Below are 20,954 nucleotides of genomic sequence, written 5' to 3'. Positions count from 1 at the left end.
ACATGAGCAACCAGACGTATCCGAACGACGGGAACCAGGGCCAGCAGTGGCAGCAGGCTCCGCAGCAGCCCATGCCTCCCCAGGGCCAGCAGCCCATGCCGCCCTACGGCCAGCAGCCCATACCGCCCCAGGGCAATCCACAGTATACGCCCGTCCAGAACGGGCCGTCCAACGCACCGTTCGTGCTGAGCATCGTCGGCCTTGTGCTTACCATCATCGCCCTTGCCGTACCGGGTCTCATTTTGAGCATTATCGCGTTGGTGAAGAACGGTGGCCAGGTCAAGAAGGGCCTTGGCGGTGACCGTGCCAAGTCGACGAAGGCTTTGGGCATCGTCGGCGTCGTGCTGGCCACCATCGTGATCATCGTGCAGGTGGGCGCGATTGCTTTGGGCGTCTTCGCTGCGATGACCGAGATCGAAAACGGTGATGCCGACTATGCGGTCTACGAGCTGGAAGAGGAAGTGGGCCAGGACCTGAACAACGACGGGTACATCGGCGATCCCTACTTCGGCCAGGATGCGTCCAACGGCTATAACGAGCAGACTCCCCAGCTGGAAGTCCCCGAATCCGACCCAGGCAACGGTTCGAACGTGCCTGAAGGCGACGTGCTCGAGCCCGCCGCCGGCAATATGATCATCGGCAGCTACGAGTCCGGATATGTCGAGATTCCCGAAAACTGGGTGATGTTCCAAGACGTGACCCTTGAAGAGAATTCGGGCATCATCGCATATTCCGACCCCAACAGCAGCTACGATTCGCAGTATTACGGTGGTCAGGAGTACGGGACCATCGTCACCATGACGGGTTTGACGGGCGACGCCGAAGACAACGCCCGCCGGATGCTCGATTACAACAATTCCAGCGGCGATTACATCAACGCCACGATGGAGGAGTACGACATCGGCACGCTGGACGGCTACATGCTCACGTCTTATTTCGAGGCGGACAAGAAGGTGGTCAAGGAGTATTTCATCGAGTCGAACGATGAGACCCGTTGCGCCTACATCTGCATCGAGTACCTTGAGGCCGATGCCGCCAACGTTCCAGCCATCATCGACACCTTCCGGTTCGGAAACGCCCAAGGATAGCGCAACCGAACGAATCCTGACATATGCAACGCATGGGCCCTGGCGAATCGCCGGGGCCTTTTTTCGTCGGTTCCGCCCGGCCGCTTGTCGCTTCGCAGGCGACCACACGCGCGCCTTCGTTCCCTAAAGTAGGCTCTGCAAGGGATCACAACGCGCGACCGAAAGGGGAGCAACATGAAGAAAGGCCTGACAGAACTCGTATTCATCCTTGATCGCAGCGGATCGATGTCCGGATTGGAAACGGATACCATCGGCGGCTACAACGGGCTGCTCGCCAGGCAGCGCGCCTTGCCCGGCGACGTCACCGTGACCACGGTGCTGTTCGACGACAAATACGAGCTGCTGCATGACCGCATCGACATCAAAGGTGTGGCGCCCATCACGGACAAGGACTACTACGTGCGGGGCTGCACGGCGCTGCTGGATGCCGTCGGGCGCACCATCCTCAAGGTGGACAACGCCCTCAGGCACACGGCCGAGGAGATGAGGCCCGAGCACGTGATGTTCGTCATCACCACCGACGGGTACGAGAACGCAAGCCGCGAATTCGGCCTTGCCAAGGTGAAGAGCCTGGTCGAGGCCCGTCAGAAGGCGGGTTGGGAGTTTTTGTTCCTAGGTGCGAACATCGATGCCATCGAAACGGCGGCGTCCTTCGGCATCTCCGGCGACCGAGCCACCAATTACTGTCCCGACTCCCAAGGCACGGCCAAGGCCTACGGCGCGATCGATGCGGCGGTCTGCGCCATGAGGATGCCGTCGGCGGCGCCGCGTTCCCGCAGCTTCTGGAAGCGCGATGTGGAAGCCGACCACAATCGTCGGGGGTAAACACGAAAGCGCCGCGGACGAGCGCTCGTCCGCGGCGCTTTCGTGGGAGGGGGAAGGCCGGGCTATTCCACGAAGCCTTGCTCGATGATGGTCTGTTCCAGGTCGATTTTCTCGCGGCGGTCCACCTGGGCGCGGTGGATGCGCAGCGCGGTGTAGACCACGAACACGACGCAGTACACGCCCATGGTGGCGGCCGTTCCGGTATTTCCGGCCGCAGCTGCAGGCGCAAGCATGAGGGTCACATGGGCGAACACGAGCGCGTAGAACAGGTAGGCGAAGCGCTGGATCTTGCGCCAGGTGCGGGCCTTCATGCGGCGCTTGACGAACCTGAAGGACGTGATGCCCAGCACCAGCACAAGCACCAGCAGGCACAAGGCCATGGCGAAGGCGCCGATGACGTTTATCTGGGACAGGTTGCCCGTGAAGAACGGCATGGCGTAGACGGGCAGGAAAACGCACATGTGCCCCGCGATGAGGATGCAGGCGATGATCGAGAGTTCGGCGCGGATAGGGCGAAGCCAACGGGACGCCCAGCTTGCGCGGGGCAGTACGCCGATATACATGACCAGGATGAACGTGGCCACGCCCAGGCCGCCGCGCTGCATGAGGTAGGCGATGGCAAGTCGTGCCTGCAGGGGCAGAACCTGGGTCTGCGACATGAGAAGCACCACGTCGAGCAGAACAGCCAGGGCGTAGAAGACCCACGGGGCCTTGACGATGGGTTTGCGCAGGGCGATCGCCGCAATGACGACTGCGATAAGCGTGAACAGGAAAGTCATGGCAGCGCCTCCTTGGTTATTCGGCGATCAGGTTCGACAGAATGGCACGGTGCTCGACGATGTATCCTTTGATGATGCGCATGACGGATGTGTAGAACGCAAGCGTTGCGCACGTGTCCACGCGTGCAGTAAGCCTGTCGATCCAGTTGAGGATGTGCGCGTCGATGAAATCGACCTGCACCGCCACCAGTTCGTCCGTCGGGAGTCCTTCCTCAAGCGCATCGCGGGTCTTGTCGCACATGCCGGCAAGGAACTGCAGTTCGAAGGCCAAGTGGTCTTCCGGGTCGTTCAGGCTCGGGTCCACTTTAAAACCCTGGCTGCGGTAGACCTTCACCACCTGGTCGCGGGCGTCCTGCATGAGCAGCCCCTCGGGGCTCGTGAACACGCTTTCGTAGGGCGTGGCGCAGTTCTCATCCGTCACGCCGGCGGCCAAAAAGATGCGGGCGTACTCCACGGCCAGGTCCTGGCGGGCGTTCACGCCGCGGCGGCGCAGGTAGCGTCCCAGGGTGTGGAACCCTTCGCTGAGCTCGGCGTTTTCAGTGGTTTCGCTCATCCCCATGAAATCGATCTGGGCAAGCGCGTCGATCTGGTCCTGCGAAAGCTCCTTGTACAGAGTGCTTGCCAACGTGCGGAGGAAATCGCCGGCTTCTGCCAGGTATTCGGCGGTCGTGTACTCTTCGACCGCATCCGTGGTGCCGATTGCGTTGTCCATGCGTTTTCTCCTCGTCTTGCGTGTTGTTGATGCGTCAGGTGTCGTTTCGACCTTGCGGAAGTGCATTCGCGCTTGAATGGGAGGGAGGCGCGAATGCACATTCGCAAAGCCTTCCGGGGCTGCGGGGCAACCCCGGAAGGACGAACCGCGCTATTCTAGCGTGTACATGTCAAGGCCGTACCAATCGTCGCTGATCCACTCGGCGTACTTCTCGGAGAGAATGTAGCGGGTCAGCGGGGCGTTGCCGGAATCGGCGAATTGGTGGATGTCAGCCTCGTCGTGGGCCGCCAGGGCCTTCGAGGCGGCGCTTTCGGGATCGTCGAGGTCGCCGAAGAAGCGCGCCTGGCCCGAGCATGCCAGCACGCAAGCGGGAAGCTTGTCGTTGCGCAGGCGGTCGTTGCACAGCGTGCACTTGCCCACCGTGTTGGTGGAGGCGTTGTAGCTGCGGACGCCGTAGGGGCATGCCGTCAGGCAGCTCTTGCAGCCGATGCAGGTCTCGCGGTCGATGATGACCACGCCGGTGACAGGATCGCGCTGGCTGGCGCCGGTGGGGCACACCTCGATGCAGGGTGCGTTCTCGCACTGCTGGCACAGGGTGGGCAGCCAATACTGCGTGATGTGCGGATGGGTGCCCTGGGGGCCGTCGGTGTAGACCTTGCACCAATACTCGCCCAGAGCGACATCATGTTCTTGTTTGCAAGCAACCTCGCAACCGTAGCATCCGATGCAGCGGTTGAGGTCGACTACCATAGCGTTACGCGTCATAGACGGCATAACCTCCTCCCGTTTCCTCAGTGTACTCAGGCAGCCACGGCTCGAAGTCCTTCGGGTTCATCCAGATGCCTTCGGGCGCGCTGTCGGCCTTGGTCACGTTGACGGTGAAGCCGCGCAGCGTGTACGTGCCGAACTCCGGATTGTACGGAGCGTCGTTCTTGGTCAGGATGTTCACGTTCATAAGCTTCCAAGCCTGGCTGGGGTCGTCGGAGTCCAGCAGCTCGGGGTTCCAGAAGCGTTCCTGGTAGATGACCTTCGGCGCCACGCCTTCGGTAAGCAGGGCCTGGCCGTAGATCTTGCCGCGGCGGCTTTCAACGTTCACCCAGTCGCCGTCTGCAACGCCGATTTCGGCGGCGGTGGCGGGGTTGATCCAAGTGCGCGGCACGGGGTACATCTCGCGCAGCCACGGGACGTTGCGCAGCGTGCCGTGATGGTACATGGGCACGCGGCCCTCGGTGAGCACGAACGGGTACTCTTCGTCATCAAGCGGGCTCTCGGCTGGCTCGACGTAATGGGGAACGGGCTCGTAGTCGACGCTTGCCGGCGGCAGCACGTAGCCGTCCCACCAGTCGCCGCCCTTGGGGCCGCCGGTACGGCCGGCGATGGTCATGGCCTCGGCGTAGGGCTCCATGCGGCGGGAGTTGGTCGCGAAGCCGGCGGGCAAGCCGTCCTCGCCTTCCTTCTCATAGGACTCATACGAGCTGGTGATCCAGTCTTCCAGGGTGGTGAACTCGGCAGGCAGCTTCTCGCAGGCCTCTTCCCAGGTCCACTGCTCGCCGAAGCTGTTGGACATGAAGCCGGCCAGATATGCCTTGTAGTCGTCGTAGGTGCGCCAGTAGGGGCCGGCCGGGCCGCACAGCTCGGGGTCGTAGGTCTTCTGGCACTTCTCGTGGCCGCGGTCGGCCAGGGCTGCGACGAACATGGCCCAGATGAAGGTCTCGTCGATGTGCTCGAACAGATGCACGATGTCGCGGCGGATGAACCACACGTTGCAGCGGTCCGCGCCGTAGGCGGTCTCAAGCCACTCGGCCGTGGGCAGGATGATGTCTGCCAGCTCGACGGAGGTGGTGGAGATGTTCAAGCCCATGTGGACGATGAACGGGATGTTCATCATGCTCTCGCGGAACGTGGTGGCGTCGCCGACCATGGCCAGCTTGTTGCCGGAACGGTCGATCCACACCTGCGGCTGATAGGGCTCGCCCGTGGCAGCTGCGTTCATGACGGTGGGGATGTGGGAAGCCATCCAGTAGTTCAGGCCCTTGTGCTCGATGACGCCCAGACGGCGATTGACGGTGTCCTCGTTCGGACCGAGCTCGTTGGGGCCGAACAGGTTGAACGGGAACAGGAAGTAGGTGCCCAGAGACTGGTTCTTACGGCTCTGGATGGTGTTGCCCTGGTGGCAAGCGTTGCCCATGAGACTCTCGATGATGGTGACGACCTCGGGTGCCTGTGCGGACTGCTCGTACTGGTCGGTAGCCACGCCGATGCCGATGCCGGAATGCGGAGCGCCTTCGACGTACATCTTGACGGCGGCTTCGATGGATTCGGCCTCGCACCAGGTGATTTCGGCAGTCTTCTCAAGCGTCCACTCTTCGGCGACGTCCCAGATGGCGCGGTATGCCGTGCGGCTCTTCTTGCCGTCCACGTCGAATTCGCCGTCCAGAGCGAAGTTGATGGACATGTCGGTGGGGTAGGGCATGGCCACAGGCGCGTTGGCATCCTGGTCCCATACCACGTAATCGGTGGCTTCGCCCAGACCCAGTTCATCGGCGTGATAGAGCAGCTTGGTCTCTTCGTTGATCAGGAAGGGCAGGTTGGTCCACTGCTTGCACCATTCCTCGTTGTAGAGGTTGTTGGACATGATGTAGTTGACCCAGCCCAGGCCCATGGCCACGTCGGTGCCGGGGCGGATGGGCAGCCACACGTCGGCTTTGGCGGCGTCAGGCGTGAAGCGCGGGTCGATGACCACGGTCTTGGTGCCGCGCTCGCGCAGTTCGACCATGGCGCGGCCGCCGGAGGTCACGTGGCTCTGGCTGGGATCGGCGCCCCACAGCACGGTGCAGGTGGGCTCGGCTTCGGTCCAGTAGATCTCGCCGACCGTGGAGTCGGAGATGGACGTGTCGTTGCAGCCGTTCAGCAGAGGCTGGGTGCACATGCGGGGCAGGTAGCACTGGGCGCAGCCAGGCTCGAAGAAGTTGCCGCCGTCGAAGGCCTGCAGGAAGCGGTGCAGGCCGAAGAACTGCGGGTTGCCGCCGCCGCCGGTAGAGATGACCAGCTGCATCGGGTCCTTCTCGTAGACTTCCATCAGCTTGTCGACGATGGTGTCCACAGCCTCTTGCCAGGAAATGCGCTCCCACTTGTTCTCGCCGCGTTCGCCGGCGCGCTTCATGGGGTACTTCATGCGCATGGGGTTGTACAGCGCCTGGACGGCCGCGAGGCCCTTGGCGCAGACGGCGCCCTTGCTCATGGGGTCGCGTTCGTCACCTTCGATCTTCACGACGCGGCCGTCGCGCACATGGACGAGCACGCCGCAGTTGCTGATGCAGGCGCGGCACGACGAACAGATGATTTCGTCGTTCGCCTCTACATCGGGAATGGGTTCGACCTCGCCGGTGGATTCAGCGGTCGTCTCGGCGGGCTGCTCTTCGGTCTGGGTGCAGCCCACGGCGACGGCGCCGGCAAATGCTGCCGAGAAGGCGGTGGCCGCCTTCATGAATCCGCGTCGGGTTACTGTCGATTTTGCCATATCTTCCTCCTCTTCTCCCTTTTTCTCGTTGCCTTCAATTAGGAATGCGCCGATCGGGCGCATCTGCTACAACGCCTCCTTCCCCTCGGACGTCGTGTGCCATTTCTTTCCACTCCAAACGAGCAGTTCGTATTTTTCGAGCTTGCCCGTGAAATAGCTTGCGTGAATGATCTGGGATTGGGTGTTGCCGGGGCCGATGATGCCCGCCTCGATCAGGGCGTCTTGCAGCTCCTGGGTGCTTTTGCCCTCGGGCGCGGTGCATTCGTCCAGCACCTTTTTGAACCCGGCTTCGAATTGCGGGAACTCCGCGAACAGGGCTGAGGCCGTGGTGGTTTCGCGGAAGCCGGCCGCCAGGTCGATGCCGGCGGGCGTTGTCTGCACGTAGGTCTCGATGACGGCCTCGTCGGGCACGTTGTCATCGGTCTGAAGTTGGACCAGGTCGCCTTCATAAGGTTCGCCGTCAACCAGGATGGTGCGCTCCAGTCCGCCGCGGCGGATGAGCGTGGCGATGATGGTGGAGCCGGATTGGATCTGCTGGATGGCGGTGCGTTTCCCGTCTACGAAATCGGCGGCCGCCTGCTCGTCGATGCGTTCACGGCACCGCTCGAGCGCATCGATGTAAAGGCGTTCGCCCGCAGGGTCGCGGCTCAACAGGACGTTGAGATTTGCTAAAGCTTCGCTGTATTCCATATTGTTCCCCCTCTTAGGTGCCCGCCGAAAAAAGGCGGACGGGCACTTCGATACACAGATTCTACATGTCCATAAGGGCGTTTGAAATCGTTCATCATGAATGAAAACAATGCGTGAAGCGAGGAAATCACCCATAATGAGTGATGGGTGAAAGCCGCGAAAGCGCCTACCGACCGCAGATGACGGTATAATTTCAACCGAGACTTGAAAGGGGGAGCGGTGACGGGCCTGCCCGAAAAGGTGCCGGCGCTGCCGTTTGCAGCGCCGCTGCTCGCGTTGGCGTTCTGGATTGCCTGGATAACCATCGCCTATAGCGGCGATTGCATTGTCGTGTCCCACGTCTCGGCCTACGAGGCCACCACCACGCTGCGCTCTCTGTCGACGCTGGGCATCGGCATTGCCATGGTCGCATGCGCCTGTCTGCCTGAGCGGGGCTGGAACGTGGTGACCGATTTCAACACCATGGTGGGCGTGGCCGGGGCAAGTCTGGTCTGTACCCTGGCGGTGGGGTTCCAAGGGGTTCTTCCCGATATCCTCTACGGCGTGTGCTCGTTCGTCGCCGGGGTGTGCCTCGGTGTGTTCGCGCTGCGGTGTGCCGTACTGTATGCCGAAGTCAGCCCCAGGACGGCCGCCCTCTATATATGTATGGCGACGCTTGCGGGCGTCATGCTGTATGCGTTCAGCACGATGATCGCCCACTATCATTCGCCCATCTGGGTCCAAGCGATGACAGCGCCTCTCCTGCTGGGCGGCGTGGCGGTCAGCTTCGTTCGCACCGAAGGCGACGAGTGCGTCCCCTTGCATGACGATGCAAGCCTGACGTTGTCCTCTTCGTTCTGGCGCGTGATCGCATTCGTGGCGATTATCGCTTTCGCCCTGAGCACGGTGCGCGGGTTCTATCCCCAGTTTTTGGAGCCTGAGCAGTTCGCATCGTCCCGAGGCGATGCGGCCCTTCTGATCGTGGTCTTCGCCACTGCGTTTTTGATCGATGCGACGCGGCGAAAGCCCTCCGACCCCTTCGTCAGGCAACTGTACGGCATGCTGCTCGTGTCCGTGGCCATCATGTTGCCGGTGGCTTTTCTTGGCATTTCATCTGGGCTTGTAGGCAGCCTGGCTACGTTTTCGAAGGCGATCCTGCTGGTTTCCGGCTGGTGCTTTCTGAGCCTGTGGTCGTACAAGACCGGCATGTCGGCGGTTCGCGTCTTCGGGTTCGGTTTCGGCGTGGCGATGGTTGCGGCGTTCGTGGGGTACATGTTCGGCGACAACATGGGACTGACGTTCATTCGGTTCGACGCGCCCGGGCTCCAGACGGTGTTCTTGGTCGTGTGCATCGTCGCGGCCGTGCTTCTTTTGTCCGTGCGCGACCTGGGCGATCTTCTGGAGCCGACGGCGGCCATGATGGCCTCTGCGGAAGGGGGAGAATCCGACGAAGCCCAATCGACGCAGGAAGAAGGGACGCCTCAGGCCGTCCGTTCGGCGGAGGTTGCTGATGCGCAGGCTGATGGGATCGCAGCGGACGATGGAGATGCCGCAGCGGAACAGCCCGACGGCACGCGGAAGGCGGGGCGCTTCCTGCTCAAATGTAAGCTCATCTCCGACGAGTTCGGGCTTTCGCCCCGCGAAGCGGACGTGTTGGTGCTTCTGGCCAAACATATGCCGGTCAAGGCCATTGCCGACGAGCTGTTCGTGTCCTTCAACACGGCCCGCACCCACGTGCGCCACGTCTACGGCAAGCTGGACGTGCACAGCCGCCGCGAGCTGGACGAGCTTATCGACGCCTACGAGATAGATTAGGTGTCGTTTTCCGCGCGGTTGTGCACGAAGCGCGGATGCTCGAAACCGCGCATCTTCGGTACAATGGTCGGGTGCGAAACGGCGAGGGGAGACGGCATGCTGGAACATGAAACGATGGGCGACCTGCGAAGCTACCTGGATGAACATTTCCGACCAGGGTCCACCACGTCGCGTATGCCCGCGTTCGACCGTTTGACGGGAGAAAGACTTGGCGGGTCGCATACGGGCAAGTTCGCATCCCGAAGTATCGGCAGCCCATCCGTTGGCCTGACAGGCTCGGCTCCTGCGGATGTCCAAGGGCACATGCCGTCAGGGGCTCCGTCCGCACCCGATGCGATGCCTCAGATGCTGCCTGCTGCGCCTCCGTCCGGCCGCCGCAGGAGGCTCGGGGGCCTCGCAGGCCGCTTCAGGCGCGACAAACGAGATGGTTCCGCGAGTGGGAGTGCGAACCTGGCGGAAAGTGCCACCAAGGCGCGCAGGCCTCCGGACTACGATTCTCAGCAGGTGGTTCCCGCGGCTCCCGCAGCGTCCGGCGGTCTTGGTGCGACGGGTGAGATTTCTCCTGTTCCAACGGGGATGGACGAATGGCTTGCCGGCGTGCAGAAAGGGTTCGGCGAGCGGCTTTTGGACGCCATCGACGCCCGAGGTCTGGACGACGCGACGGTGTATAAGCGTGCCGGCGTCGATCGTCGGCTGTTCTCGAAAATTCGCTCGAACCTGGACTACAGACCCAGCAAGAACACGGCGTTGGCCCTGGCCGTCGCGTTGGAGATGGACATCGACGAGACCTGCGATTTGCTGGGCAGCGCAGGCCTTGCGCTCAGCGACGCTTCCCGTTTCGACCTCATCGTGAAGTTCTTCATTCTCAACGGGCGGTTCGACCGCTTCGAAATAAACGAGGCGCTGTACCGGTACGGCGAATCCATGTTGGGGGCATAAGCGGGCTTTGTTCCAGAATGCGAAGAATTGCCGATTTGCGTGCTTCGCCGATGCGCTGCAGGCTACTGCCACCCCTATACTTATGCGGTTCAATGTCGGAATAGGAAGGTGGAAGCGCTTTGGGATGGGCTGAAAGGATACGCCGGTACGCCGTGCTGCTGTTCGGCATTTTCGCCATATCCTTCGGCGTGGCGCTCATCACCAAATCCGCCATCGGCAACTCCGCCATCTCGGCCATTCCCTACACCATGTCGTTTTTGGTGCCTCAGCTCACCTACGGCATGCATGTGGCGTTGTTCAACGCGTTGCTGGTGCTGCTGCAGATCATCCTGCTGCGCCGTGACTGCCAGGTGTTCGACATCTGCCAGCAGGTGGTGTTCGCCGCCGTGTTCGGCTCGGTGGTCGACTTCTCTATGTGGCTTCTGACCTGGTATGACCCGCAATCCTACCCGCTGTGCGCATGCACCATGCTGCTCGGTGTTGTGTGCCTGGCCTTCGGGGCGTATCTGGAGGTCATCGGCAGGGTGGGCATGATGGCCGGCGATGGGCTGGCCCGCGCCTTGGTGAAGGTGACGGGCAAGGAATTCGGCACCATGCGTGTGGCGGCGGATTCCACCATGGTGCTCATCGCGGTGGTCATGAACCTGCTGTATTTCCGTTCGTTGGTGACGGTCCGCGAAGGCACCATCGTCGCAGCCCTGCTCACAGGCTTGGTTGTCACGTTTTTCAGCAGGCATCTGACGGCGTTCGAATATGCCGTCCTGCCCGAGAACCGCAACGGCGGTAAGGCTTCAAACATCGCCGTCCCCGAAGGAAACTTCATCGTCACGGTTTCCCGGGAATACGGTTCGGGTGGCCGCGAGGTGGGGCACGCCATAGCCGACGCCTTGGGCGTGCAATGCTACGATTCCCGTCTCATTCATATGATGGCGGCGCAATCCGGGCTGCCTGAAGACTACGTCGCCGGCGAAGGGGCCGACGGCTCCGGTGCCCTGGCTGCTTTCTACACCTTGTATGCAGGCGCCGTCGCCGAGCAGGACATGCCGAAGGCGGAGCGTCTGTTCAAGGCCGAAGAGCAGGTCATCCGCAGGCTGGCGGCCCAGGAGTCCTGCGTCATCGTGGGCCGTCTTGCGGAATACGTGCTGCGGGACCACGCCAACGTGCTGCGGATTTTCCTGCGCGCCGACAAGGAGGACGCCGTAGCCCGCGTGATGGACCGGGAAGGCCTGTCCCGAAGCGAGGCGGAGGCGAAGATCGATCGCGTGAACCGCGAGCGGGCAGACCACTGCCTGCGGTTCGCCCATACGGCATGGGGGATGTCCGGCAATTACGACGTGACCATGAACACGAGCCGATACGGCGTTGTCCGGACGGGGGAGATGCTCGCCGCCATGGCCCGAAGTGCCCGCGAAGGCGCGAACGGCCCTTCCCGACGCTGACGGAGCGCGCTCCCGAACCGTTCGGGCGATACTATTTCAAACCCAGGCATACTTTTCAGCCATCTTTCAGTAAAACGGAGTAAAATTCTTTACATAGTAAGGCGCGATGCCGAAGTCGGGCATCGTACGAAGGCCGGCCCGTTCGGGTCCATACAGAAAGGTGAGCATTATGGCAATTTTCGCACGTCTCGCAGACATCCTGAAGGCCAACATCAACGACATGATCGACAAGGCCGAAGATCCCGAGAAGATGGTCAAGCAACTCATCATCGAGATGGAAGAGCAGGTTGACGAAGCAACCCAGGCTCTCGGTCAGGCCATGGGCTCCCAGAAGGTAGCCGCCAAGGAGCTCGCCGATGCCCAGGCCGTTTCCGCCGACTGGAACGACAAGGCCAAGGTGGCCCTGCGCGCCGGCAAGGAAGACCTGGCCAAGAAGGCCCTGGACGCCAAGGTCGGCGTCGATGAGCAGGTCACCCAGCTCCAGGCCTCCTACGACCAGATCACCGCACAGGTCGACAAGCTGCGCGACCAGGTCCAGACCCTGAAGATCAAGCTGGACGAGGCCCGTGCACGCCAGAACGTCCTGATCGCCCGCGCTAAGATGGCCGAGGCCCAGCAGAACGTCGCCACCTCCATCAACACCGCCAGCTTCGATTCCGCATTCGCGAAGCTCGACGCCATGGAGCGCAAGATCACCGAGAAGGAAGCCGTTGCCGAGGCCTTTACCGAAATCGGCGGCGCAGACGTCGACGTCAACGACCAGTTCGAAACCCTGCAGCATGAAGCTGCGGTGAACGACCAGCTCGCCGCCCTCAAGGCTGAACTCGGTCTGTAACGCCTGTTAGAACTCTGTTTTTCAAGCGTCGGCTGCATGCGGCTTCGCGTGCAGCCGACGCATGGTTACCACCCGTTTCCGAGATATGAAAGTCGGGTATGCATGTATATTGAAGACCTGATCTTTGCGATCATCACCGTCGTCCTTTTCGTCATCATCGTGCGGGCGTTGCTGCAGATGCTGAAGAAGTCCACGTCGGGCGAATCGACCGGATCGAATACCGCCGGTGCGGTGGGTGCCACCAAGACAACGTCGGAAAAGGCCGAGATCATCGAGGATATCAAGTCCACGCCGACAAGTCGCGTCGTGGATGCGATCTCCATCGTCGACGAGCTGTCGCAGACGTCCCAGAACTTCCGCCAATACTGCGAACTGGTGGGCACCACCCAGGCCACCAGCTCCGTTACGGCACCGTACAGCAAGCGCGAGGTTGCGTACTATGACGTGCGCTGCTTCCGCATCGACCGCGTGAACGGCCGAAACGTTGAAACCTTGGTGGCCCACGAGACCTCCGTCGAGCCGTTCTACTTCACGGACACGTCTTGCGATACCAAGGTGTATGTGAACCTGGCGCCCTTCGGCGACAACTGCATCCTGGTCAATTCCGCCAACCGCGTCGAAGGCCCCACGTCCGACTTCTCGAAGGCCGTCATGGCCAATTCGTCCACGTCCCGTTCGTCGAGCGCCCGCTACGCCGTGGCGAACGCCCTGTCCAAGGGTGCCAATGTGCTCGAAGGCATGCGGTGGCGCGTTTCCGAAGGCGCCCGCGCGCTGACCACCACCTTCACCCTGCCTGCCATGGCCCCTGCCTACGCCGGCGGATACGTGGAGCCCAGCTGTCAGCCGGGCAAGCGTGTGGAACGCCGCAACGTGCTGCTGTCCAAAGACGGACGTCCTCGTCCGGGCGGCCCCTACGGCTACGGCGGCAACCGTCCCTCCAACGGCGGAAGGCGATCCAGCTCCGGCGTGTATTACTACGGTGGCCAGATTCCCTCCGGCTTGGATTCCTTCCTCGATCTGGGCGGCGCCGGCCAGCGCGGCCTGCATGACAAGCGCGGCGTAGGCGGTCCTCAGGGCGGCTACTACTACGGCAGCAAAGACTTCGACGATTTCGGCGACATCGGCAAGACCGTGCTGAACATCGGCCTTGGCATGCTGCTGAGCAGCATGGCCACATCCACGTCAAGCGCTCCAGCGCAGACCAGGCCGGTCACCACGACGCAGAGCAACTCGTTCTTGGGTTACCGCATCGTCGAAGACATCGTGCCGTGCAACTACCCGGTGTACTGTTTGGGCGAGCTGTATCGCCACGGTGGCAACGCCTACATGGGCAAGTGCATCTCGACCGACAATTCGTATTACTTTGCGACGAAGATCGAGGCCGAGCTCGTGGCGCATTTGCAGGGCTAGCGCCGTCATCGCAGGATGAAACGATTGCAGCGGCGGGGCGTCGGCCTCGCCGCTTTTGCGTGTCGGGACCGGTGTAATGTTGTGCTCTGTCATCCGTTCGTTACGGCAAAGGACTTGACGTGAGGGGATAATCGCGTACAATTCAATTGTGTACAATTTAAATGTTACTGCAACTGATTGGAGACTCCCATGACCGTGCACGACTACAACGTTGAAGCCCGCGACGGAAGCACCGTTTCCCTCAAGGATTACGAGGGCAAGGTCCTGCTCATCGTCAACACCGCCACCGGTTGCGGCTTCACCCCGCAGTACGAAGAGCTCGAGGCCATGTACGCCGAATACAAGGACCAGGGCTTCGAGATTCTGGACTTCCCCTGCAACCAGTTCGCCAACCAGGCGCCGGAATCCGACGAGGAGATTCACCAGTTCTGCACGCTGAAGTTCGGCACCGAGTTCCCGCAGTTCAAAAAGATCGAAGTCAACGGCGAGAACGCCATCCCGTTGTTCGCCGACCTGGCAACCCAAAAGCCTTTCGAGGGGTTCGGCAAAGGCTTGAAGTCCATGGCTATGAGCAAGGTTGCCAAGGCCGTCGACAAGGAGTTCGGCGATAAGGCCTACATCAAGTGGAACTTCACGAAGTTCCTGATCAACCGCGAAGGCGAGCTTGTCGCCCGCTTCGAGCCCACGGCCGACATGGACGACGTCAAGGCCGCCGTGGCGCAGCAGCTCTAACAGAACTAAAGTGCGTTTACGATAGGGGGACGGTAATGGAAAACACGAATACAGCGGACTTCGACCCGTTGAAGCTAGACAATCAGCTCTGTTTCCCCTTGTACGCCTGCGCGAAGGAGGTCGTGCGTCGCTACACGCCGTTCCTCAACGAGATCGACCTCACGTACACGCAGTACATCACCATGATGGTCATGTGGGAATGCAAATCGCTTTCCGTCCGCGAGCTGGGCGAGAAGCTGCTGCTTGATTCCGGCACCCTGACGCCGCTGCTGAAAAAGCTGGAGGCGAAGGGTCTGGTCATTCGCGAACGTTCCCATGAGGACGAACGCAAGCTCAACGTGGTCATCACCGAGAAGGGGGAGGCGTTGCGAAGCCGTGCGCTCGGCATCCCCCGGCAGATGGGCAAGTGCGTGGACCTGTCCGCGGAAGACGCCGCGGAGCTGCGCCGCCTTCTGAACAAGCTTATCGACAACGTTAGGCAGGAGGAGAGGTAGATCATGGCCATCGACACGACGGGGAGCCAAGAAGGTCAGCAGCTGTCCCGCGATGCCCAAATCGTGCGCACGAGCATTGTGGGTATTGCGGCAAATATGCTGCTGGCGGCGTTCAAGGCGGCGGTGGGCCTGCTTTCGAACTCAATCGCCATCGTGCTGGACGCGGTGAACAACCTGTCCGACGCCCTGTCATCGGTCATCACCATCGTGGGGACGAAGCTTGCCGGCCGCACGCCGGACCGCAAACATCCCTACGGCTACGGCCGAATCGAATACATCACCACCATCATCATCGGAGCCATTGTCCTGGCGGCCGGCTTCACGTCGCTGAAGGAGTCGGTGTCGAGCATCATCAACCACGAGGTCGCGTCGTACGAGACCGTGACGCTGGTGATTGTCGCCGTCGCCGTGGTGGCCAAGGTGGTGCTCGGCCGATACGTCAAGGCTGTCGGCGAACGTGTGGGGTCCGACTCACTTGTAGCCTCGGGCACTGACGCCACCATGGATTCGATCATCTCAGCATCCACGCTGGTCGCTGCGTTCATCTATATCATCTGGGGTGTCAGCTTGGAAGGCTGGCTGGGCGCCGTCATCTCCGTGGTCATCATGAAGGCCGGCTTCGACATCCTGAAGGAGGCCCTGGACAAGATTCTGGGCCAGCGTGTGGATGGCGATCTGAGCCGCGCCATCAAACAGACCGTCGCGGAGACGGAAGGCGTCTACGGTGCCTACGACCTAGTGCTGAACGACTACGGCCCGGACCGTCTTACCGGCAGCGTGCATGTGGAGGTCGACGACGATGCTACGGCTCGCGATATCGACATCATCACCCGACGCATCCAACAGGCGGTGTTCGCGAAGTACGGCGTAATCATCAACACGGTGGGCGTGTACGCCACCAACAACACTGGTCTGGCCGGTCAGATTCGTGAACGGGCATACGAGGTGGCGAAGGCCCATCCCGAGGTGCTCGAGACCCACGGCTTCTACCTGGATGAGGAGCTTGACCGGTTGAGTTTCGACGTTGTCGTCAGCTTCGACTCGAAAGACCGGCAGGCCGTCGCAGACGAGATTCGCAGGGAAGTGCAGGAGCTGTATCCGCAGTATAAAACTGTGGTTCTTTTAGATGAGGACGTAAGCGAATAAGCTGTGGAGCCGTGGTTTGCACCACGGCTCTTTTTATCGTTTTCGGGAGGTCGTGCTAAGATGGTTCGAAACGATTCTCACGAAAGGCAAACCACATGTTCCGAAAACAGCGCCGGCCCCGTCAGGCATTGACTGAGGAGGAATCCATCGAGATTCTCAATCGCCACGGCGTTGGGGTGCTGTCCCTCAACGGTGACGAAGGATACCCTTACGGCGTTCCCATCAGCTATTACTACGACGACGGCGCCTTGTACTTCCATGGTGGGCGCCGGGGCCACAAGGCCGATTCCATCGCGGCGAACCCCAAGGCCTCGCTTACTGTCATCGACCACAGCGAAACCTATGCCGAAGAGTATGCCAACAATTACTGCAGCATCATCGCTTTCGGAAAGGTCGAAGTGATCGACGACCCGGACGAGAAGCTGGCGCGCCTGCTGGCGTTCACGCTGAAGTTCGTTCCCGAGAACCCCGAGCACACCGAGGAGGTCGTCGCCAAAGACGTGCGCGGCGTCACCGTGTTCAAATTCACCATCGAGCACCTGACAGGCAAAGTGGGCAAATACACCGACCGGGCCCAGTCTGCCATGAAACGCGATTAACCGTCCGGACGGGATTGAGATGTGGAGGAATTCATGAAGAAGGAAATCAACGTTTTCGACTATGCGGGCGACATTCTGAAGGCCCTGCGCATGGGCGTGCTCCTGACCACCAAGGCCGAGGACCGCACCAACGTCATGACCATCGGCTGGGGCAGTATCGGCGTGGAGTGGGGCACCCCCGTGTTCACGGCGCTGGTGCGCGAGGGACGCTTCAGCCGCGAGCTGCTGGACAAGAACGGCGAGTTCACGGTGAGCGTTCCCTACGAGCGTCCCTTCGACCGCCAGGTCCTGGGCATTGCCGGCAGCCGTTCCGGCCGTCAACAGAACAAGTATCGCGAGTTGAACCTGGCGGAGGAGGCTCCGCTTCAGGTGTCTACGCCCGCCTACCGCGATTTCCCGCTGACGCTTGAGTGCCGCGTGCTGTACCGTCAGCCTCAGGAGCTGGCCCTCATGCCCGAGGACATCCAACAGCGCTGGTATCCGCAGGACAAGGGCAGCGAAGTTTGCGGCTCCAACAAGGACGCCCACATCGCTTACATCGCCGAAATCGTCGCCGCCTACATCGTCGAGGACGACGAATAGCCGGGCAAAAGGCAATATATAGAAGAAGGGGCGAAGGAACCGAATCCTTCGCCCCTTTCTCATATCGGAGGTGCGCTTAGTACATCAAGGAGTGCGCCACGTCGAACCTGGGCTCGCAGCAGACGTTGATGCCGAGCGTGCGGAACAGGCGCTCGTCCTCGGTGGGGATGATCGATGAGAAGTATGCGTCGCAGCCGCGCAGTTCAGAGGCGTGTGCGATGGTCTCCTTCGCCAAGGGGCTGGTGAGCGAACTGGTGGAAAGCGCGATGAGCATCTCGCTGGGGTGCAGGTGCGGGTTGCGATGCCCCAGCTGCTGGGTGCGCAGGTCGCAGATGGGCTCGAGGGCTGCGTCGCTGATGACGTAGGTGGCGTCGTCGATGCCGGCCTGGGCCTTCAGGGCGTTGAGCAGCACCGATGAAGACGCATTGAGCAGCGTGGAAGTCTTGCCCGTGATGATGCGGCCGTCGGGCAGGACCATGGCGCCCGCCTGGCCGCCGGAGGTTTCGGCGCGCAGCAGGGCGGCGCTGTGGGCGGGGGACAGGTTCACGTTGACACCCGCCTTGTTCATGAGGAACAAGGCCTTTTTGGCTTCGTTTTCGCCCATGCCGGTGCGAAGGGCCTTCACGGCGCACTGGAAATAGCGGCGGACGATCTCGTTTTTAGCGGCGTCGCAGACGGCTTCCTCATCCACGATGGCGGCGGCGATGTTGTTCACACCCATGTCGGTGGGGGACTTGTAGGGGCTTTCGCCCAACATCTTCTCCAGCATGGCCTTCAACACGGGGAAGATTTCGATGTCGCGGTTGTAGTTGACCGACGATATGCCGTAGGCCTCCAGATGGAAGGGGTCGATGGCGTTCACGTCGTCCAGGTCCACCGTGGCGGATTCGTAGGCGATGTTGACCGGGTGGTCAAGCGGCAGGTTCCACACCGGGAAGGTCTCGTACTTGGCATAGCCCGCCTTCACGCCGCGCATGTTCTCGGCGTACAGCTGCGAGAGGCAGGTGGCCATTTTGCCCGAGCCGGGGCCAGGGGCCGTGACGACGACGATGGGGCGTGTGGTCTTGACGTATTCGTTCTGACCGTACCCGTCGTCGCTGACGATGTGCTCGATGTCGTAGGGGTAGCCGGAGATGGTCTTGTGACGGTAGCACGGGATGCCCATGTTCTCCAGACGGTGAATGAAGGCGGTTGCGTTGGGCTGGCCCTCGTATTGCGTCAGCACTACGCCGCCGCAGTAGAAGCCAAGGTCGATGAAGATGTTGCGCAGCCGCAGCAGGTCCTCGTCGTAGGTGATGCCCAAATCGCCGCGCAGCTTGTTCTTCTCGATGTGGCCGGCGTTGATGACCTGGACGATCTCGACCTCGTCGACCATGCTCTTGAGCATGCGGAGCTTGACGTCGGGCTCGAAGCCGGGGAGGACGCGGGCCGCATGGTAATCGTCGAACAGCTTGCCTCCGAACTCCAGGTACAGCTTGCCGCCGAACTCTTCGACGCGTTCGCGGATGCGTGCCGCCTGCCGTTCGATGTACATTTCGTTGTCGAAACCGATTTTCATGCGATACGTCCTTTCATCGTGCGGAAGGCGCGCCGCGCGCGCGGGCGAAAAAATTCGCACTCGATTATATGACAGGAGAGGGGCTTCGCGGCCGTGGCTTTCGGATTCCGTTCGAACTTCTACGAATCGACGGCCGTCTGTCGTGTCCGGCGCATGCGTCGCCGGGTTCTGGTAGAGTAGGGGTCTGCGGAACTAAAGGAGGCTCGCATGTACGACATGAGATACCTGCTGTCGTGTTGGGTGGATTGGGATGCCCTGCCGGCCCAGTCGTACGTGCGCGGGATTCCCGCCATCGCGTCGATGGGCACGGTGAATTTCGCCGGCAACGTGACGTTTTTCGTCGGCGAGAACGGCTCGGGCAAGTCGACGCTGCTTGAAGCCATAGCCATGGCCTTCGGGTTCAACCTGGAGGGAGGCACCCGCAATTTCGCGTTCAGCACCTACGAACACACTACTGAGCTGGGGGAAGCCCTGCGCACGCAACGCGGAGGACGCCGTCCGCAGGCGGGATACTATTTCAAGGCGGAGACGTTTCTGAACGTGGCGCGCATGGCGACGATCGAATACCTCGACCCTCGGTTCAACTACGCGGAGATGTCCCATGGCGAAGGTTTTCTGGCGTTCATGCAAAGCGTGAAGCGCGAAGGACTGTTCCTCATGGACGAGCCGGAAGCGGCGCTATCCCCCCAACGCCAGCTCACGTTGCTGCTGTATCTGCATCAAAGGGCGCAGACAGGTTCGCAGTTCATCATCGCGACCCATTCGCCGATTCTTTTGGGATTGCCGGGGGCACAGATCCTGCGATTCGATGACGCGATTTCGGAATGCGAATACGAAGAAACCGATCCGTACCAGATCACGAAGATGTTCATGGACGACCGCGAAGGGTTTCTGCATCACCTGTTCGACGAGGGCTGATCTGTCAGGTTCTCTACCGCCCAATCCAAGGCAGCATGGCGGCGGGCCTCTTCGTACAGCAGGCACAGGCGACCCGAGTCGGCCATGTCCTGCCTCAGAGCCTCTTCGTTTCCGGGGGCGAAGGCGGAAAGCATGGCGTCCTCCTCCTGGGTGCCTGCTTCTAATCCTTTGCGAAGGAACACCAGTTCAAGGGCGATGTTTTTGGTCAACTCGTCCATCGCCCGCTGTCGCAGCCGTGCTTCGAGGGCATCGGGCTTCAGGCGGTGCTCGATGCGGTAGTCGCGTTCGCTCATGTCGGCGTCGCGCAGCTCCTGACGGAAGTCGTTGTCGACGATGGCTCGCTGCCGTTTGAGGTGCGCGTCCGGAACGGTGCCGTTCAGGCGGTTGCGCAGGGCGTTTACCACGCGACGGGCGGCGTCTTCCCCCTCGGGGACCTGGATAGGCGTGTCCAGGTCAAGGTTCATGTCGGGCACGGTGCAGGTTTTGACAGCGAACGCGAAGGGCTCGTGCTCGCGAAGAGGCTCGCGCCGTTCGCATTGGGGCACGAACATCACGTTGCGGTCCAGGCGGGCCATAGCGTCGTCGGCGGCGACGGCCATGACGCTTTCAGCCACAAACCGCTCAAGCTCCCGATCGGTCAGAAGCTCGGCGGCTCGTTCACGTTCGGTTCCAGGGTCGGCCTTGATCAGGCGGCCGAACCGTTCATACGCGCGTTGTACCAGCTCATCGGTCTCATGTGCGTCCAGTTCCACCATGGCGTACACCACGCCGTAGGTGTTTTCGTCGTCGAATGTCCAATCGATCTGCATGCGAACCTCCGTAGTAGTTTTGGCCATTATACGGTTTGCGTGCGCAGAGCGTATGGCGGCCGGGCAACCGGAGGTTGACGGACCT

20 protein-coding genes are annotated in these 20,954 nt (G+C 61.4%); 13 read left to right on the top strand and 7 right to left on the bottom strand.

The features are described 5' to 3' along the window. Positions 1 to 2 precede the first annotated feature (2 nt). Both SHEL_RS10245 and SHEL_RS10240 read left to right on the top strand, forming a co-directional pair. Positions 3 to 1,088, top strand: a complete 1,086-nt coding sequence (locus SHEL_RS10245; protein WP_012799202.1) for a DUF4190 domain-containing protein — start codon at positions 3 to 5, stop codon at positions 1,086 to 1,088. A 174-nt stretch (positions 1,089 to 1,262) separates the two neighbouring features. Continuing rightward, positions 1,263 to 1,913, top strand: a complete 651-nt coding sequence (locus SHEL_RS10240) for a vWA domain-containing protein (protein WP_012799201.1) — start codon at positions 1,263 to 1,265, stop codon at positions 1,911 to 1,913. A gap of 62 nt (positions 1,914 to 1,975) precedes the next feature. On the opposite strand, the gene SHEL_RS10235 is transcribed toward SHEL_RS10240, so the two are convergent. From SHEL_RS10235 to SHEL_RS10215, 5 genes are all read right to left on the bottom strand, one after another. Continuing rightward, a complete protein-coding gene (locus SHEL_RS10235; RefSeq protein WP_012799200.1) occupies positions 1,976 to 2,692 on the bottom strand; it encodes a ferric reductase-like transmembrane domain-containing protein in 717 nt (238 codons plus the stop codon). Between the two features lie 16 nt (positions 2,693 to 2,708). Beyond that, positions 2,709 to 3,404, bottom strand: a complete 696-nt coding sequence (locus SHEL_RS10230; RefSeq protein WP_012799199.1) for a TorD/DmsD family molecular chaperone — start codon at positions 3,402 to 3,404, stop codon at positions 2,709 to 2,711. A 150-nt stretch (positions 3,405 to 3,554) separates the two neighbouring features. Continuing rightward, a complete protein-coding gene (locus SHEL_RS10225) occupies positions 3,555 to 4,169 on the bottom strand; it encodes a 4Fe-4S dicluster domain-containing protein (protein WP_012799198.1) in 615 nt (204 codons plus the stop codon). Next, on the bottom strand, positions 4,159 to 6,924 hold the full coding sequence (locus tag SHEL_RS10220) for a molybdopterin-containing oxidoreductase family protein (RefSeq protein WP_041422864.1): 2,766 nt from the start codon (positions 6,922 to 6,924) through the stop codon (positions 4,159 to 4,161). Before SHEL_RS10220 ends, SHEL_RS10225 begins: the two co-directional genes overlap by 11 nt. A 66-nt stretch (positions 6,925 to 6,990) precedes the next feature. Further along, positions 6,991 to 7,614, bottom strand: a complete 624-nt coding sequence (locus tag SHEL_RS10215) for a hypothetical protein (protein ID WP_012799196.1) — start codon at positions 7,612 to 7,614, stop codon at positions 6,991 to 6,993. A gap of 219 nt (positions 7,615 to 7,833) precedes the next feature. On the opposite strand from SHEL_RS10215, the gene SHEL_RS10210 reads away from it, so the two are divergent. The 10 genes from SHEL_RS10210 (at position 7,834) to SHEL_RS10165 (ending at position 17,584) form a co-directional block, all read left to right on the top strand. After that, entirely contained in the window at positions 7,834 to 9,408 is a 1,575-nt protein-coding gene (locus SHEL_RS10210) for a helix-turn-helix domain-containing protein (protein WP_012799195.1), read from the top strand. Between the two features lie 96 nt (positions 9,409 to 9,504). Beyond that, positions 9,505 to 10,347, top strand: a complete 843-nt coding sequence (locus SHEL_RS15130) for a helix-turn-helix domain-containing protein (RefSeq protein ID WP_126513812.1) — start codon at positions 9,505 to 9,507, stop codon at positions 10,345 to 10,347. Between the two features lie 119 nt (positions 10,348 to 10,466). Then, positions 10,467 to 11,786: a cytidylate kinase family protein gene (locus tag SHEL_RS10200; RefSeq protein WP_126513811.1), complete on the top strand. Its 1,320-nt coding sequence runs from the start codon at positions 10,467 to 10,469 to the stop codon at positions 11,784 to 11,786. A gap of 169 nt (positions 11,787 to 11,955) precedes the next feature. After that, on the top strand, positions 11,956 to 12,621 hold the full coding sequence (locus SHEL_RS10195) for a PspA/IM30 family protein (protein ID WP_012799192.1): 666 nt from the start codon (positions 11,956 to 11,958) through the stop codon (positions 12,619 to 12,621). A gap of 102 nt (positions 12,622 to 12,723) precedes the next feature. Then, the gene (locus tag SHEL_RS10190) at positions 12,724 to 14,031 is read left to right on the top strand and encodes a GIDE domain-containing protein (RefSeq protein WP_012799191.1); all 1,308 of its coding nucleotides are present in this window, start codon (positions 12,724 to 12,726) and stop codon (positions 14,029 to 14,031) included. 189 nt (positions 14,032 to 14,220) lie between these two features. After that, entirely contained in the window at positions 14,221 to 14,763 is a 543-nt protein-coding gene (locus SHEL_RS10185; protein WP_012799190.1) for a glutathione peroxidase, read from the top strand. Between the two features lie 35 nt (positions 14,764 to 14,798). Further along, a complete protein-coding gene (locus SHEL_RS10180) occupies positions 14,799 to 15,257 on the top strand; it encodes a MarR family winged helix-turn-helix transcriptional regulator (protein WP_012799189.1) in 459 nt (152 codons plus the stop codon). A gap of 3 nt (positions 15,258 to 15,260) precedes the next feature. Beyond that, complete coding sequence (locus SHEL_RS10175; RefSeq protein ID WP_012799188.1) at positions 15,261 to 16,403, top strand: cation diffusion facilitator family transporter; 1,143 nt, start codon at positions 15,261 to 15,263, stop codon at positions 16,401 to 16,403. Between the two features lie 95 nt (positions 16,404 to 16,498). Next, positions 16,499 to 17,002, top strand: a complete 504-nt coding sequence (locus tag SHEL_RS10170) for a pyridoxamine 5'-phosphate oxidase family protein (RefSeq protein WP_012799187.1) — start codon at positions 16,499 to 16,501, stop codon at positions 17,000 to 17,002. A 33-nt stretch (positions 17,003 to 17,035) separates the two neighbouring features. Further along, positions 17,036 to 17,584: a flavin reductase family protein gene (locus SHEL_RS10165; protein ID WP_050749573.1), complete on the top strand. Its 549-nt coding sequence runs from the start codon at positions 17,036 to 17,038 to the stop codon at positions 17,582 to 17,584. 76 nt (positions 17,585 to 17,660) lie between these two features. Here the strand turns inward: SHEL_RS10165 and SHEL_RS10160 are convergent, their stop codons facing one another. Next, on the bottom strand, positions 17,661 to 19,142 hold the full coding sequence (locus SHEL_RS10160; protein WP_012799185.1) for a DUF1846 domain-containing protein: 1,482 nt from the start codon (positions 19,140 to 19,142) through the stop codon (positions 17,661 to 17,663). A 207-nt stretch (positions 19,143 to 19,349) separates the two neighbouring features. Between SHEL_RS10160 and SHEL_RS10155 the strand changes: the two genes are divergently transcribed. Then, on the top strand, positions 19,350 to 20,060 hold the full coding sequence (locus SHEL_RS10155; protein WP_012799184.1) for an AAA family ATPase: 711 nt from the start codon (positions 19,350 to 19,352) through the stop codon (positions 20,058 to 20,060). On the opposite strand, the gene SHEL_RS10150 is transcribed toward SHEL_RS10155, so the two are convergent. Further along, positions 20,039 to 20,869 carry a hypothetical protein gene (locus SHEL_RS10150; RefSeq protein WP_012799183.1) on the bottom strand — a complete coding sequence of 277 codons (831 nt, stop codon included), beginning with the start codon at positions 20,867 to 20,869 and terminating at the stop codon, positions 20,039 to 20,041. The two genes, SHEL_RS10155 and SHEL_RS10150, sit on opposite strands and share 22 nt — an antisense overlap. Positions 20,870 to 20,954: the final 85 nt, after the last annotated feature.

Source organism: Slackia heliotrinireducens DSM 20476 (assembly GCF_000023885.1).
In the GTDB taxonomy this organism is placed as follows: domain Bacteria; phylum Actinomycetota; class Coriobacteriia; order Coriobacteriales; family Eggerthellaceae; genus Slackia; species Slackia heliotrinireducens.
Note: the sequence above shows the minus strand (reverse complement) of the source record. Positions and strands in the feature narration are given on the sequence as shown.